Origin of the sequence: Pseudomonas sp. NBRC 111133 (assembly GCF_001320605.1) — a bacterium.
Classification (GTDB): domain Bacteria; phylum Pseudomonadota; class Gammaproteobacteria; order Pseudomonadales; family Pseudomonadaceae; genus Aquipseudomonas; species Aquipseudomonas monteilii.
In genome coordinates this window covers 1-14,036 of record NZ_BCBJ01000123.1, presented here as the reverse complement: position 1 = coordinate 14,036, position 14,036 = coordinate 1, and the positions used below count along the sequence as shown (strand labels likewise).

Sequence of the window (14,036 nt, the reverse complement as noted above, 5' to 3'; positions counted from 1 at the left end):
CCCCAAACTCTTCAACAGATGCTTCATCTATGCCGAGAAGGGCCGCCACTTCTGGGTTGGTGGGTATGCGGTCCATCACTAACCTGCCTCCCTGCGCCTTACCAATGTTGCAAAATACTCCAGCGCAATTGAACTGACACCAACCGTCTATCGGTCGGAGAGCTTGCCCGTTGTCATCCAGGAATAAGCGCGCTGAAGCGCCCATGTCATTGCCGTAGTCATCGTCTGATCTTTGCAGTCCAAATAGCCCTCCTCGAGCAGCAACTCACCATCTTGGGCATAAATCCCGAGAAATAGCTGAGTCTGGTTCGCCTTTGAGACCCTTACCTGGATGTTAATGAGGGAGCCATCCGCCATCCTCTCATCGAAGTTTCTGAAGTGCAGATCTGGATCTGCCCACTCCCAGAAAATTTGACCTCTGTTGCGCATGTCCCGTCCCAGGGTAAGTGACAATCCAGGCAGTATGAGCCATATCCACAAGCCTGCCACGGCAAAAACGCTCCGTCTGCTCCACCCGACCTAACTCCCCGATAAATCCAAGCACCCTCAGATATCTATTTCCTACTGCGCCTGGTGGGCCGATCCGTTTTCCTGTATCGGTCCCCACTTCAGGTGCAGTCCCATGTTCAATCCCCTCCCGCCCTCATGGCGAGCAGTCCCCTTGCTCGTTGTCGCGTTGGCCACCGGCACCGCCCATGCCGAGATCTGGGCCATAACAGACTCAGCGCACCCACTGACTTCCGTACCAGCAGATGTGCGTGTCATCAAGCTCGATGACCAACAGCGCATCGAGGAGCAGTTGTCCCGAGAGCTGCCACCTAACCCTCACCAGGCCGCTCTCGCCGCACGACGGCTGATGAGCACTCCGGCAGGGGCCGCACTGATGCAACAGCTGGCCACCGCCCAGCAGGGAAATGCTGATGCCTGGAGTGTCGGTGTTTCGAAGGTGCCGGCGGTGGTCGTCGATCGCCGGTATGTGGTGTACGGCCAACCCGACGTGGCAACAGCCATGCAGACCATCAACCGTGCAAGGGGGCAATGATGAGGCGAATATCCAGACTGACCCTGACCGGTCTTCTTACAGCATCACTCCCGCTCTCAGCATCAGCGGCCATCAGTTCAGCGGCGATTATCGCCTCCACCAGTTCGCCTACCTGCCTTGAGTACAAAGTGGTCGGCATCTGCTACTGGCTGCTCTGCACCCCTGTTGGCTGCACGGTCAAAACCTCCACCAAAGTCCGGCATTACATCCCGGACGCGGTGGTATCTGCCTACGCCAATACCGGGGAAAACCCTTGGACAGAGGTGAGCCCGATGGGAGCGCCGAATGCGGCAGCGCAAGCCGGTAATGATGGAACAACCAACCACAACGCCGAGAACAACATCGCCAAGTTCAAGGAGGCAGACGTTATTGGCCATCCTGGGGCTGCGGTGTTCAGCCGGTTCGCCAGTTCCTTTGGCTATTCCTGCCACGGCGCGACCACGCCTTACGTTCCATACATGCTCAGCACGCTGGACACCCTTGCATGGCGGTACGGAGTACCCGAGTCCGTTTACCCGGAGGCCCTGATTCCGGGCATGCGTGAAGTCGGCGGCCTTCTATCGGCAGACATGTGGGGAAGCGTTTACCCACGCAGCGGCTTCATCCACCAGGTCGACGATTTTAAAGCCGGTGCTGTCATCGCCCAGCGCGCCGGCGACGTCACCACCCGTGTCGGTCAACCCCACGTGTACCTGCCAATGCGCGGTCTTGCAGAACCAGGCTACTGGCCTGCCGGCGAGCTGAAAGAAGGCGATGCCACCACAGGAAAGTGGCAGCAACTCACGCCAACCATGAGCCCCACCTGCGCCGTATTCCCCTCCCCCGGCCCTAATGCCGACGCTGTCGACGAAGCCTATGCGTGGGCCCTGTGGCGGCCCTACTCATGCTGCCAGCGTAAGGGCCAAACCTTCCTGGGAAGCACTGACTTCCAATGAGATATGACTGGAGAGTTCAATGAATAAATTATCCATCGCGATCATTCTCGCAGCTGGCATGACCAGCACCTGGTGCATGGCCGAGGCCGCCGACCCGATCAAGGTCGAATCCCAGGGCAGCGTGATCGGAGACGACGTGCTCTACAGCATCGGTGGTGGCAGTGCTGTCCAGATGGGCAGCGCTGGCCAGATGGAGAGCATCACCGTCGGTGCCGGCTGGCAGAACAACCTGGTCTGCGGAAACATGGACCTCAGCAACACGCTGCAGAACCAGCTGAACGGCGCAACGCAGGGTTTCCAACAGATCATGGGCAGCGTCATCCAGAACGCTACCGGCGCAGTCACGTCACTGCCGGCGATGATCCTGCAGCGGGCCAATCCCGCCCTCTATAACCTGCTGACGAACGGAATCCTGCAGGCGCGCCTCGACTACGACCGATCGAAGGGAACCTGCAGGGCGATGGCCGAACGCATGGCCGACATCGCGGGTGGTCAGATGGGGTGGGGCAAGGTTGCAGAGGGGCAAAAGATGGGGCAAGCCCTGGCATCCAGCAACGACGCCGTAGCAGTGGTCGACAAGGTCGAGGAAGCGCCTGGAACCAACGGCGTGACCTGGGTAGGCGGAAAGCAGGCCGGCGGCAACGGTCAGCAGCCTATCAAAGTGGTCGGGGACGTCGCGAAGGCAGGCTATAACCTTCTCAACAACCGCGCAGCTCAGGATACCTCGAGCATTCCGCAGGCCAGCTGCTCCAATGGACTGGTATGCGGCAGTTGGGAATCACCAGCCGAAGCCGCCCAGTTCGCAAACCGGGTCCTGGGTGAGCAGCAGATCCAAACCTGTGAAGGCTGCGCCACCACCTCGACTCCGGGAGTGGGCCTGACGCCGCTGATCCAGGAAACATACGACAAGAAGCTCGCGGCGCTGCAGGAGCTCTTGAAGCCGGGAACACAGATCACCTCCGAGAAGCTGCGTGAGGCCAGCAGCGACTCACTGCCCATCACCCGCGGCGTCGTAACCGCACTTCGTGACGAGCGTGACCAAGCTGTACTTACGTCCCGCCTTGCCTCGGAGGTGGCACTTGCAGACGTTCTGGAGAAAGCGCTTCTGATGCAACGCATGCTGATTACAGGCAGCAGGGAGCCGAATGTGAGCATGAACAAGATTGCCGTAGAAGCGACCCTCGGCCAGGTGGACAACCTCCAATTGCTAATCACGAATCTGAAGACCGAGCTCGATATGCGACAGCAGCTCGCGAACAACTCTCCGATGAAAATCATCGAACGCGGCAAGGCACGCTCCGAAAGTTCTCGCTCGATTTACAACGCGGCGCCTGAACAGGATCGCATGATTCAGCTGCAGAAGCCTGCCGGCAAGGAGTGACCATGTCCGAAGATGTCGAGAAAAAAGTCCACCCCCTGAAAGTCCTGCTCGGGGGCGTAGCTTTGAGCGTAGTGATGCTGCTGCTGAGCGTGTTGCTCGGCATCATCGCGGTCAATCACCTGGGTGTTTTCGACACTTGGCTGAAGTGGCGTGAGGGCAATTACCTGCCACTGCTGCTATGGCGACTTGCCCTCTACGGCAGCATCGTCATCGCCTGGTTGAAGCTCAAGGCGCGACTGCCCGGAACGGGGGATGGCCAACCATCTAAAGGCGCTCAGCGGGTCGAGTTCTTGGTGCTCCTGCTGTTCGTGATAATCGAAATCTCGAAGGCGCCAATCACCTGGTCGGAGGTGCTATGACGCTCTATACAAACGACTACCTGGAGTATTACCTCACCCTGGTAGGGTGGATCATCAACAACGGGATCTGGGACATGATCTCCGACACGGGGCTGTTTGCCCTGCCCTTCATCATCATCGTCGCCCGTGAGTGGATCAAGGTACGAGGAGAAGGTGCCGACGAAGGCAACAAAGGTGTGCTGTCCCTGGCTCGCATTGAAACCCAGCTGTACGTCGGATACGTGGTCGTTTCACTGTGTGCTGTGCCAGCCATCTCCGTGGGGTTTGACACTCTGCAGTTCGATCAGGCGCGAGGGAAGCAGTGCCAAGTGCTGACGCCGGCGCCCTCGGAGACAGGCTGGAACACCACCTTCAGCTCGTTGGCCGGCAAGAGCGCGAAGGTGCCGGTGTGGTGGGCGCTCGTTCACGCGCTGTCCAAGGGTTTGAATAGCGGTGCTGTTGCAGCCATCCCTTGCGGTACGGATCTCAGGCAAATGCGCATGGAGGTCGACGCGATGAGGATCGGCAACCCCCTGCTCGCGCAGGAGGTGGCAGACTTCACCCACGATTGCTTCGGTCCTTCCCGCGCGCGCCTGTTCATGCGTCAGCCCGACATTGGGTCGATCGCCAAAGACCAGAAGGCCCTGCAGGACCTGAACTGGATCGGGTCCCACTACTTGCTGAATACAGCTGGTTACTACGACACGGACTACTCCAGAACACCACGTACATCCTGGCCGTATGACACGAAACGAGATGATGGCATGCCTCAGGTGACCGGGGGCGGTGGGTACCCCACCTGCAAGCAGTGGTGGTCAGATGGGAGCATCGGCCTACGGGACCGACTGAAAGCCCAGGTCGACCCAAGTCTGCTGAACCAGTTCCTCGGATGGGCAAAGTGGCTGTCCCAGGAGGAAGTAACCGACTCGATGATTCGCCAGCTCGTGTCGCCATCCAGCCAGGTCAACGGCGACGTCTACACCGACTATGGCGGACAGATCGACGGAACCGTCTGGAATGGCCTTGCTCGTGCAGGGGGTACACTGGGGGTCGCCGTAGGCTCGCTGGCCTTCTTCCCGGCTATGGACATGGTGCGTCAAGCATTACCGATGGTAGTGGCCTTCCTCAAGATGGCCATGGTTATCTGCATTCCACTGGTACTGATAATCGGAGCGTATCAACTGAAGGTTGCCATGACCATGTCAGTAACAATGTTCGCCTTAATATTTGTAGATTTCTGGTTTCAACTGGCAAGATGGGTCGACAGCACTATCATCGACGTTTTATATGGCTCGGGCTCGCCGCACTTATCCTTTGATCCAGTGATGGGCTTGAACACCACGACTCAAGACGCGATTCTGAACTTCGTCATGGGTTCGATGTTTATCATTCTCCCAACCTTTTGGGTTCTAGCTCTTGGCTGGGCAGGAGTGCAAACAGGTACAATTCTTAGCGGACTGTCAGAAGGAACTGGAGCAGTGCAAAGGGCAGGTCAAAAAGCAGGCAATCTGGTTGAGGGCGGAGTAAAGTCGGTTGCTGGAGGAGCCTCAAAGAGCTGAGCGCATCATGGTGATACTGGCTTGATACAGCAAGTACTGAGCCAGTATCTATTTAACTGACCTACCATAAGAATCAAGCGGTCTTTCAAAAACATCCCGACCGTATGGTGCCTCTTCATCCTCAGAAAACAGCTCAACCTTTCCGAGGTCAACTTTGGAAAGTGCGTACAGACCGAGAGTCAGAGAAAAGACTGTCAGTAGCACCGACATAACCCAGCTGATCGAGTTGGCTAAAATGAGCGCAATAACCGTTGCTAGGAATACCCGTTTAACCCAACGGACTGTCGGATTGATGTCATGCATGAAGAAACGCGCCACGCTCCCCAGAGCCCGGCCCAAGCGGAAGGCAATCGATCGTTTGGCGGCTGTGGTCATGTTCCATCTCCTTGCTCTGTGAGAGCACCTTGCCATCAGATATACGACACCTTTGGCATTTCCGCAAGAGGTATGGCATAAAACGCCATCACCACTCATCAGGTTCACATCCATGGCCACCCACAATGTCGTCGTTCCAAAGCCGATGGAGCAGTCCATTGATGATTTAGTCAACACTGGTCGGTACCAGAACTTCAGCGAAGTCGTGCGTGCAGGCATCCGGATGCTGCTTGAGCATGAAGCAGCTGAGGCAGCCAGGCTCGAAGCACTGCGGAACGCAACATCAGTAGGCATCATGCAGGTCGAAGCAGGCCAGTACGATGAAATCGATCCGTCCAATCTGGCAGCCTACCTGGACAATCTTGGAAGACTAGCAGGCGATAAAGCATGAGTAGGGTCATGGTTCGCATGTCACCCCAGGCATGCATCGACATCGCCGATACGCTTCGCTTCACTGAGGTGAGGCTCGGTCAGTCCGTCAGGAATCGGTATCAAGACTTGCTGCAGGAGACGCTCCTCGCCCTAGCTGAACAGCCGACGCCGGCAGACAGCAAAATGCGTGATGAGCTTTCCCCGGGCCTTCGCAGCCTGCATCTGTCATTCAACGTGCTGCAGATGACTGACGGCCGTGTGATTAGACCTCGACATATCGTGTTTTACCGAACTGGGACAGATCAAATCGTTGAGATACTACGAGTCCTCCACGATGCTATGGAGGTCGCGCAGAATTTGAAACACCTGCATCAGCAGTAAAGGGTAAATGGCTCAGAAGCAAATGGGCTTGAATGGATAATGGAATGGATCACAAGGGTAAAAGCCCTACCCGAAAGGGCGGACGTAGTCCGACAAAAGGAAACGCTAGGAGCTTAATATGCAAGCAACTTGGTGGGAAAAAACAGTCGAGTACGGTTTCATCCTTAGACTCAACGCAGCCGGTCGATTAGATTTCGCAGCGCCGATTGCAGGCCGTCATGAGCGTTCATCAGGCGATGGAATTTTCGGAAAAGATAAAAAACTGGTACTTGTAGAGTTCAAGAGAGACAAATCAGAGATCGCAGCAGAGAAAACAATCTTCACAGACTACGACGTAGCTGCAAATCAGTTGAACCACTACAACCATCATTGGATTGTATATGGAGGCCTAACCAATGAGCAAAAATTAGGACTCGGGAACCAGAAATATTTTGACCCGAATGCTCGGTCCGCCGACCTGGCTGATATTCTTTCCATGGGCATAACTCACCCTGAGTTTATGAACTACCTTGAACAACTACAATATTACAGGAGTGCAGATGGGCGCGGCGGAGGTGGTCACGTCTCACCCGAAAGCATGTTAACGGTTCTAGGTGTTTCGCCGTCGGGAAAACTTGTTGGTAGCCTCAGCCTTGAACAATATAAGCATGAACTGAAACCTGCTCCACCTGCTCCACGTAACCCCCCTAACTCAAGTCCATCATTGAGGCCACGCGGCATGTAGTGATGGCGCATTGCCACGAATTCTAGAACCTCTCAGATACCCTTTTCCGTTGATGCCATCTTGGCATTAGGAGAAAAGCCCGCTCCATGCACACCCATGGAGCACCCTATGCACCTCCTATCATGGTTAGGCCGCCGTTCGGCCAAACCAACGCCAGAAGCCTCACCGCATGGCTTCCATCTGCCGGCGAAGGCTACTGCTCTGCTGCAGAGCCCCCTCCGCCAGCAGCTCCTGGAGAATATCTGGCGTCGGGCTTCGCTCTCACGAGCTCAGTTCAACACCCTCTACCTCAAGCCGCTCGAGCGCTACGCAGAGCTGGTGCAGCTGCTCCCTGCTTCTGAAAACCATCACCATGCCCACCTTGGGGGCCTCCTAGACCATGGCCTGGAGATCATGGCTTACGCCCTCAAGATCCGTCAGACGCACCTTCTGCCGATCGGAGCGCCACCGGAATCGCAGTCGGCCCAAGCTGAGGCATGGACCGCAGCCGCAGCGTACGGCGCGTTGCTGCACGACTTGGGAAAGATCGCTGTTGACCTCCGCGTGGAGCTCGAGGATGGCCGAGCGTGGCACCCGTGGCATGGACCGATCAGCCGTCCCTACCGGTTCAAGTACGTCAAAGGCAGGGAGTACCAGCTACACGGTGCTGCTTCAGCCCTAGTGTATATGCAGGTCCTGGACAGCGGGATTCTCGACTGGCTCAGTGGTTTTCCTGAACTATGGAGGCAGCTGATCTACCTCCTCGCAGGTCAATACGAGCACGCCGGCATCCTCGGCGAAATTGTGGTCCAAGCAGACAAAGCTTCCGTTGCCCAGCAACTGGGAGGAAATCCAGAGCGCGCGCTGACAGCCCCCAAACAATCACTGCAGCGGCAACTCGCCGACGGCCTGCGTTTCCTGGTGCGGGAGAAACTCAAGCTCAATCACCAGGACGGACCTGCAGATGGCTGGCTGACACAGGATGCGCTTTGGCTGGTGAGTAAGCCTGCAGCAGATCAACTCCGGGCATACATGCTGACCCAGGGTATTGAGGGAGTGCCAACCTCCAATGCCCCGTTCTTCAACATGCTGCAGGACCAGGCAATCATCCAGACCAACGCGCAGGATAAAGCGATCTGGAAAGCCACCATCGATAATGGCCGCGGCTGGAAGAATAGCTTCACCTTCTTGAAGATCTCGCCGGCACTCGTATGGCCCAATCCAGACGATCGCCCTCCCCAGTACGCCGGCACCCTCACCCTGGAGCAGGAACCGGAAGTAGTCACGCAGCCGAGTACGAGTGAAGAAACAGTTTGCGCGGTACCGGAACAACCCATCGACACCAGTGACGACACACCTCAACCGCCGGCGCGGCCCCGAGCGCTGGTACAGCCAGCTCCAAGCCAAGGAATCCAATCATCTGAGCGTGAAGAACTACTGTCACTGTATAGTAATATCACTGCGCCATCAGAAGAGCTAAGTGCTAGCCAAGGCTCAGCAGCCGCCTCCCCTCCCCATCAAGGACTAGAGGAGGTAGGGCGGGCTGACGATTCTCTAGCAGCCATAGCAAGGAATGCTGCACAAAAAGATGTAACCACAATGCCTACGAGTAGTTCGTTGGGAGGGGCTTTCATCGCTTGGGTAAAAGCAGGTGCCGCCTCCCATAAATTGATCATCAATGACACCAAGGCCCTGATTCACACCGTCGACGACACAGCAATGCTCGTCACCCCAGGGATCTTCAAGCGATATGTGCTGGAGCACCCGGAGCTTGAGAAGATCGTCGGTAAACCTGGGACAGCGGCCTGGCAGCATGTTCAACGCGCCTTTGAGAAAGAGAAGAGCCACCAGAAGACCAGCAAGCAGCTGAACATTTGGACCTACGATGTAATAGGTCCAAGGAAGACCACGCAGTTGAGGGGCTACCTGCTTCTTGACCCGAAGCTGATATTCCCCGAGCAGCCCATGAATAACCCAAGCTTGAGACGGGTGACGGAAGGGGCCGCCGAATGACGCCCGAGAATCTGCTCCGGGAATACCTAGTCGATCACGACCTCCGGCCGGCCAGTGCGAAAATCTACGGCGCGGCAATGAAGAAGCTGGAAAAGAACTTCGGCAAAGCTGTCGATGTGGAGTCTATCGATCGACGTGGCGTTCTCGCGTTGAGGAACAAGCTGATTGACGGAGGTCTATCGAAGCGCAGCTGGAACACCTACTCCAATCACCTCCGAACCATATGGGGGTATGGCATCGAGTACGGGATTCTTCCCAACACCGATGTGAACCCATTCAAGAAGACGACGGTAATTGCACCGAAGCGGCCGAGCAAAATCATTGACGGCGAGGCGATCCTCCGTGCGCGGCGCTGGCTCAGAAGCCTGGCTGACCAAGAGGAATCGACTGGCAGCCGTGCCAGGATCACGCCAGGGTGGTTCTGGCTCGCTACGTTCGAAATCTTCTACTACACGGGCATCCGGTTGAACGCACTACTGTGCATTCGGCTTCGGGATGTCGACTGGGACCGCCAACTCATCCTAGTACGAGGCGAAACAGAGAAGACCCACCGGGAGTTCCGGATCCCGATTATGGATGGTCTTGCGCCTCATATGCGTCGGTTGTTGGATGAAGCCGCTCGAGCTGGCTTCGCCGCCGAAGACCAACTCTTCAACGTCAATCGCTTCTCCCGCTATTACAAGCGGCATGAAATGAACTCCGACCAAGTCGAGGCGATGTACAAGAAGCTGATCGTCAAGCTCGGGGTTCGGATGACTCCGCACCGGTTCAGGCACACGCTTGCAACCGATCTGATGAAGCAGCCAGAAAGAAACATCCACCTCACCAAGAACCTGCTGAACCATTCCAACATCGCCACCACGATGAGCTACATCGAGGCCGACTATGACCACATGCGAGACGTGTTGCACGAGCGGAGCATGCAGCAGGGAGCATTACGTCTTGTACGGCGGGTGGATGACAGTGCTGCACCAAACTCGCGACTAGGTGAAGGCGAACAACGCATAGAGCCTGGTCGACGAAGAGCGATCGAACAAGATCATCAAGGAGGTGGCGACCCTGCACCAGGACATCTGCTGATTGAGTTCAAGCAGATCTGTGCCAGTGCTTTGCTACCGCCCGAAGATCTCTTTCAACCCAGCCTTCTATTCAGCCTGATGGCATCGACGACAGGGTCTACACCCTTTGCTCGATCTCATTCGGCTGACGCAGGCACGGTCTACAACGCACGCGCCTCCCCGAAGCTATGAGTCGACGAATGGCAATCAGCCACTACATCGACAGCTGATCAAGGGCAGATAGGACAGAACTGTCCCAGGTCTCTGGTGCTAGGAAACTGGCGCCATGCCTTTGGCTGCGCGGGTTTTGGGGGCCACTCGAGGCGAGTTTTCGCAGTGCTGAGTAGCACGCGAATCCGCTAAGTCATTGAGTTTTTTGGGCCAGAGACGAAAAAGCCCGCCATAAGCGGCGGGCTATTCCATATTGACATCACGCCGAAGCGAGCCTAAGGTTCGCTCCAGACGGCTGCAAGACTAGAAACTGGCTGGCAAGCCCCCCTTCCTAGTACATCACGAACCGCTGTGAATAGTGGTGGGTCGTGTAGGATTCGAACCTACGACCAATTGGTTAAAAGCCAACTGCTCTACCAACTGAGCTAACGACCCGGAAAATGGTCGGGGTGAGGGGATTCGAACTCCTGACATCCTGCTCCCAAAGCAGGCGCGCTACCGGACTGCGCTACACCCCGAGATTGGCTCCGCGACCTGGACTCGAACCAGGGACCCAATGATTAACAGTCATTTGCTCTACCGACTGAGCTATCGCGGAACTGAACTTCGGTACAACTTACCGATTTGCTACTCCGAAGACTGTGTTCGCTTCGGGCTCTTTGGCTTCTTCGCTTTCGCGTTGTCGCTGCTGAGGCCGGCTATTCTACATTCTTCGTTTTGCTTGTCAACCACTTTTTTTCAGTCAACTTACTGATTTGTAAGTTGTTTTGCGGTCACCGATGTCGCTGGTGATTCGCTTAGTGCCTGACAACGCGGCGTATATTAGGGGCACTCGGAAATTGATGCAAGCAAAAATTTCAAAAATTTCAGCAGGTTATCCAGAATATCCGCGAAACCCCGATTTTACTGGGGCCGGTATAGGTTAACGGCCAAAAAAAGCCCCGCAAATGCGGGGCTCATGGTGCAACAGAATCAGCCAAAGACGATTTCGTCGCCTTCCACCTTGGCGGTGATCGCCGTACCCGGCAAGAACTTGCCCGCCAGAATCAGCTGCGCCAGCGGGTTTTCGATCCAGCGCTGGATGGCACGTTTCAGCGGCCGTGCGCCATAAACCGGGTCGTAACCCACGGCAATCAGCTTGTCCAACGCCTCCGGGCTCAGGCTCAGCGACAGTTCGCGTTCCAGCAAGCGGCTGCGCAGGCGGCCCAGCTGGATTTCGGTAATGCCGGCAATCTGCTCGCGGCCCAGTGGTTCGAACACCACAACTTCGTCGATACGGTTGATGAACTCTGGGCGGAAGTGCGAACCCACCGCATCCATCACCGCTGCACGCTGCGCTTCGCGGTCGCCCACCAGTTCCTGGATCTGCGCCGAGCCCAGATTGGAGGTCATCACGATCACGGTGTTGCGGAAGTCCACGGTGCGCCCGTGGCTGTCGGTCAGGCGGCCGTCTTCCAGCACCTGCAACAGCACGTTGAACACATCCGGGTGGGCTTTCTCCACCTCATCCAGCAACACCACCGAGTAAGGCTTGCGCCGTACCGCTTCGGTCAGGTAACCGCCCTCTTCGTAACCGACGTAGCCTGGTGGTGCACCGATCAGGCGAGCCACGGAGTGTTTCTCCATGAACTCGGACATGTCGATACGCACCATGGCCTCTTCGGTGTCGAACAGAAACTCGGCCAGCGCCTTGCACAGCTCGGTCTTGCCCACACCGGTCGGGCCGAGGAACAGGAACGAGCCACTTGGCCGGTTAGGGTCGGACAGCCCGGCACGCGAGCGGCGCACGGCGTTGGCCACAGCAGTTACCGCCTCGCCCTGGCCAATCACGCGCTGGTGCAGCAGTTCTTCCATCTTCAGCAGCTTTTCCCGCTCGCCTTCGAGCATCTTGGCCACCGGAATACCGGTCCACTTCGATACCACTTCGGCAATTTCTTCCTCGGTCACCTTGTTACGCAGCAACTGGTTCTCGGTCTTGCCGTGCTGGTCGACCATCTGCAGGCTGCGCTCCAGGTCCGGGATTACCCCGTACTGCAGTTCGGCCATGCGGCTCAGGTCACCTTTTCGACGGGCGGTTTCCAGCTCTTGGCGGGCCTGCTCGATCTTTTGCTGGATCTGCGCCGAGCCCTGCACTTCGGCCTTTTCCGAAGCCCAGATTTCTTCCAGGTCGGAATACTCACGCTCCAGCCGCTCGATTTCCTCGGTGAGCTTCTCCAGGCGTTTTTTCGCCGCTTCGTCTTCTTCTTTCTTCAGTGCCTGCGATTCGACCTTCAACTGGATCAGGCGGCGATCAAGGCGGTCGAGCACTTCCGGCTTGGAGTCAATCTCCATGCGGATGCGGCTGGCGGCTTCGTCGATCAGGTCGATGGCCTTGTCGGGCAGCTGGCGATCAGTGATGTAGCGGTGGCTGAGCTTGGCCGCAGCGATAATGGCGCCGTCAGTGATGGCCACCTTGTGGTGCACTTCATAACGCTCTTTCAGGCCACGCAGAATGGCGATGGTGTCTTCTTCGCTGGGCTCTTCTACCAGCACCTTCTGGAAGCGGCGCTCCAGCGCAGCGTCCTTCTCGATGAACTGACGGTACTCGTTCAGCGTGGTAGCGCCAACGCAGTGCAGTTCGCCACGGGCCAAGGCTGGCTTGAGCATGTTGCCGGCGTCCATGGCGCCCTCGCCTTTGCCGGCGCCGACCATGGTGTGCAGTTCGTCGATGAACAGGATGATCTGGCCTTCCTGCTTGGACAGCTCGTTCAGCAGGCCTTTCAACCGCTCTTCGAACTCGCCACGGTACTTGGCACCGGCAATCAGCGCGCCCATGTCCAGCGCCAGCAGGCGCTTGCCTTTGAGGCCGTCGGGCACTTCACCGTTGATGATGCGCTGGGCCAGGCCTTCGGCGATGGCGGTTTTACCCACGCCAGGCTCACCGATCAGCACCGGGTTGTTCTTGGTGCGGCGTTGCAGCACCTGCACGGTACGGCGGATTTCATCGTCACGGCCAATCACCGGGTCCAGCTTGCCTTCTTCGGCACGCTTGGTCAGGTCGACGGTGTACTTGTCCAGCGCCTGACGCGACTCTTCGGCGTTGGCATCGTTCACTGCCGCGCCGCCGCGCAGGTTGTTGATGGCATTTTCCAGGGCCTTCTTGGTCACGCCCTGGCTCAGCAGCAGTTTGCCGAGTTTGCTGTTCTCGTCCATGGCGGCCAACAGCACCAGCTCGCTGGAAATGAACTGGTCGCCCTTCTGCTGGGCCAGGCGGTCGGCCTGGTTGAGCAGGCGCGCCAGGTCCTGCGACATGTTCACGTCACCGGTGGGGTTCTGGATCTTCGGCAGCTGGTCGAGCTCTTTCACAAGCCCTTGGCGCAGGCTGTTGATGTCGAAGCCAACCTGCATCAGCAGGGGCTTGATGGAGCCGCCCTGCTGTTCGAGCAGCGCCTGCAGCAGGTGCACGGGCTCGATGGCGGGGTGGTCCATGCCAACGGCCAGGGATTGGGCATCGGATATTGCAAGTTGCAGCTTGCTGGTCAAACGGTCTATTCGCATGGTGTACCTTCCTTTAAAGGGCAGGTCGGAGCGATGGACAGCGCCTGTTTATGAAGAAACCTGCCTGAGATGACCTTATAGATAAGGCTGATTCTGGAAGATTCAAGCGTAGCGGGGTTGACCGGGGTCAACCTGTTGGATTGTCGCTGGGGCATTAGCGGGTAAACCCGC

Annotated in this window: 13 protein-coding genes and 3 tRNA genes; 10 read left to right on the top strand and 6 right to left on the bottom strand. The window is 57.2% G+C overall.

Annotated elements, in window-relative coordinates:
• Positions 1–147: 147 nt before the first annotated feature.
• Positions 148–429, bottom strand: coding sequence for a hypothetical protein (locus tag APH36_RS26940; protein ID WP_031325674.1), 282 nt, complete (start codon positions 427–429; stop codon positions 148–150).
• A gap of 193 nt (positions 430–622) precedes the next feature.
• Between APH36_RS26940 and APH36_RS26935 the strand changes: the two genes are divergently transcribed.
• Genes APH36_RS26935 through APH36_RS26915 form a run of 5 tightly spaced genes read left to right on the top strand, consistent with a single transcriptional unit; the run spans position 623 to position 5,255 of the window.
• Positions 623–1,042, top strand: a complete 420-nt coding sequence (locus tag APH36_RS26935; protein ID WP_023662957.1) for a TIGR03757 family integrating conjugative element protein — start codon at positions 623–625, stop codon at positions 1,040–1,042.
• Positions 1,042–1,977 (top strand): TIGR03756 family integrating conjugative element protein, encoded by a 936-nt coding sequence (locus APH36_RS26930; protein ID WP_023662956.1) that lies wholly within the window; start codon positions 1,042–1,044, stop codon positions 1,975–1,977. The genes APH36_RS26935 and APH36_RS26930 overlap by 1 nt, the downstream gene beginning before the upstream one ends.
• A 19-nt stretch (positions 1,978–1,996) precedes the next feature.
• Positions 1,997–3,358 (top strand): integrating conjugative element protein, encoded by a 1,362-nt coding sequence (locus APH36_RS26925; RefSeq protein WP_023662955.1) that lies wholly within the window; start codon positions 1,997–1,999, stop codon positions 3,356–3,358.
• A 2-nt stretch (positions 3,359–3,360) separates the two neighbouring features.
• Positions 3,361–3,717: a hypothetical protein gene (locus APH36_RS26920; protein ID WP_023662954.1), complete on the top strand. Its 357-nt coding sequence runs from the start codon at positions 3,361–3,363 to the stop codon at positions 3,715–3,717.
• Positions 3,714–5,255 (top strand): conjugal transfer protein TraG N-terminal domain-containing protein, encoded by a 1,542-nt coding sequence (locus APH36_RS26915; protein WP_023662953.1) that lies wholly within the window; start codon positions 3,714–3,716, stop codon positions 5,253–5,255. Before APH36_RS26920 ends, APH36_RS26915 begins: the two co-directional genes overlap by 4 nt.
• A 48-nt stretch (positions 5,256–5,303) precedes the next feature.
• On the opposite strand, the gene APH36_RS26910 is transcribed toward APH36_RS26915, so the two are convergent.
• Positions 5,304–5,630 carry a hypothetical protein gene (locus APH36_RS26910; RefSeq protein ID WP_023662952.1) on the bottom strand — a complete coding sequence of 109 codons (327 nt, stop codon included), beginning with the start codon at positions 5,628–5,630 and terminating at the stop codon, positions 5,304–5,306.
• A 112-nt stretch (positions 5,631–5,742) separates the two neighbouring features.
• On the opposite strand from APH36_RS26910, the gene APH36_RS26905 reads away from it, so the two are divergent.
• The 5 genes from APH36_RS26905 to xerC all read left to right on the top strand — a co-directional run bounded on the left by APH36_RS26905 (position 5,743) and on the right by xerC (position 10,349).
• A complete protein-coding gene (locus tag APH36_RS26905; RefSeq protein ID WP_009402065.1) occupies positions 5,743–6,021 on the top strand; it encodes a type II toxin-antitoxin system ParD family antitoxin in 279 nt (92 codons plus the stop codon).
• Positions 6,018–6,383: a type II toxin-antitoxin system RelE/ParE family toxin gene (locus APH36_RS26900; RefSeq protein ID WP_256219358.1), complete on the top strand. Its 366-nt coding sequence runs from the start codon at positions 6,018–6,020 to the stop codon at positions 6,381–6,383. The genes APH36_RS26905 and APH36_RS26900 overlap by 4 nt, the downstream gene beginning before the upstream one ends.
• Before the next feature lie 118 nt (positions 6,384–6,501).
• Positions 6,502–7,107 (top strand): hypothetical protein, encoded by a 606-nt coding sequence (locus APH36_RS31870; protein WP_128637346.1) that lies wholly within the window; start codon positions 6,502–6,504, stop codon positions 7,105–7,107.
• 108 nt (positions 7,108–7,215) lie between these two features.
• Positions 7,216–9,099, top strand: a complete 1,884-nt coding sequence (gene mobH / locus APH36_RS26895; protein ID WP_023662950.1) for a MobH family relaxase — start codon at positions 7,216–7,218, stop codon at positions 9,097–9,099.
• A complete protein-coding gene (gene xerC, locus APH36_RS26890) occupies positions 9,096–10,349 on the top strand; it encodes a tyrosine recombinase XerC (RefSeq protein WP_023662949.1) in 1,254 nt (417 codons plus the stop codon). Before mobH ends, xerC begins: the two co-directional genes overlap by 4 nt.
• Positions 10,350–10,687: 338 nt before the next feature.
• Here xerC and APH36_RS26885 read toward each other — a convergent pair.
• From APH36_RS26885 to clpB, 4 genes are all read right to left on the bottom strand, one after another.
• Positions 10,688–10,763: transfer RNA gene (locus tag APH36_RS26885), tRNA-Lys, on the bottom strand.
• A gap of 6 nt (positions 10,764–10,769) precedes the next feature.
• Positions 10,770–10,846, bottom strand: a tRNA-Pro gene (locus APH36_RS26880).
• 4 nt (positions 10,847–10,850) lie between these two features.
• Positions 10,851–10,926: transfer RNA gene (locus tag APH36_RS26875), tRNA-Asn, on the bottom strand.
• A 374-nt stretch (positions 10,927–11,300) separates the two neighbouring features.
• Positions 11,301–13,865, bottom strand: coding sequence for an ATP-dependent chaperone ClpB (clpB, locus tag APH36_RS26870; protein WP_025754954.1), 2,565 nt, complete (start codon positions 13,863–13,865; stop codon positions 11,301–11,303).
• Positions 13,866–14,036: the final 171 nt, after the last annotated feature.

Bases quoted from the DNA above. Each gene is read 5' to 3' on its own strand.
- APH36_RS26940 (WP_031325674.1), bottom strand. From the start codon at position 429: ATGCGCAACAGAGGTCAAATTTTCTGGGAGTGGGCAGATCCAGATCTG.
- APH36_RS26935 (WP_023662957.1), top strand. From the start codon at position 623: ATGTTCAATCCCCTCCCGCCCTCATGGCGAGCAGTCCCCTTGCTCGTT.
- APH36_RS26930 (WP_023662956.1), top strand. From the start codon at position 1,042: ATGAGGCGAATATCCAGACTGACCCTGACCGGTCTTCTTACAGCATCA.
- APH36_RS26925 (WP_023662955.1), top strand. From the start codon at position 1,997: ATGAATAAATTATCCATCGCGATCATTCTCGCAGCTGGCATGACCAGC.
- APH36_RS26920 (WP_023662954.1), top strand. From the start codon at position 3,361: ATGTCCGAAGATGTCGAGAAAAAAGTCCACCCCCTGAAAGTCCTGCTC.
- APH36_RS26915 (WP_023662953.1), top strand. From the start codon at position 3,714: ATGACGCTCTATACAAACGACTACCTGGAGTATTACCTCACCCTGGTA.
- APH36_RS26910 (WP_023662952.1), bottom strand. From the start codon at position 5,630: ATGACCACAGCCGCCAAACGATCGATTGCCTTCCGCTTGGGCCGGGCT.
- APH36_RS26905 (WP_009402065.1), top strand. From the start codon at position 5,743: ATGGCCACCCACAATGTCGTCGTTCCAAAGCCGATGGAGCAGTCCATT.
- APH36_RS26900 (WP_256219358.1), top strand. From the start codon at position 6,018: ATGAGTAGGGTCATGGTTCGCATGTCACCCCAGGCATGCATCGACATC.
- APH36_RS31870 (WP_128637346.1), top strand. From the start codon at position 6,502: ATGCAAGCAACTTGGTGGGAAAAAACAGTCGAGTACGGTTTCATCCTT.
- mobH (WP_023662950.1), top strand. From the start codon at position 7,216: ATGCACCTCCTATCATGGTTAGGCCGCCGTTCGGCCAAACCAACGCCA.
- xerC (WP_023662949.1), top strand. From the start codon at position 9,096: ATGACGCCCGAGAATCTGCTCCGGGAATACCTAGTCGATCACGACCTC.
- clpB (WP_025754954.1), bottom strand. From the start codon at position 13,865: ATGCGAATAGACCGTTTGACCAGCAAGCTGCAACTTGCAATATCCGAT.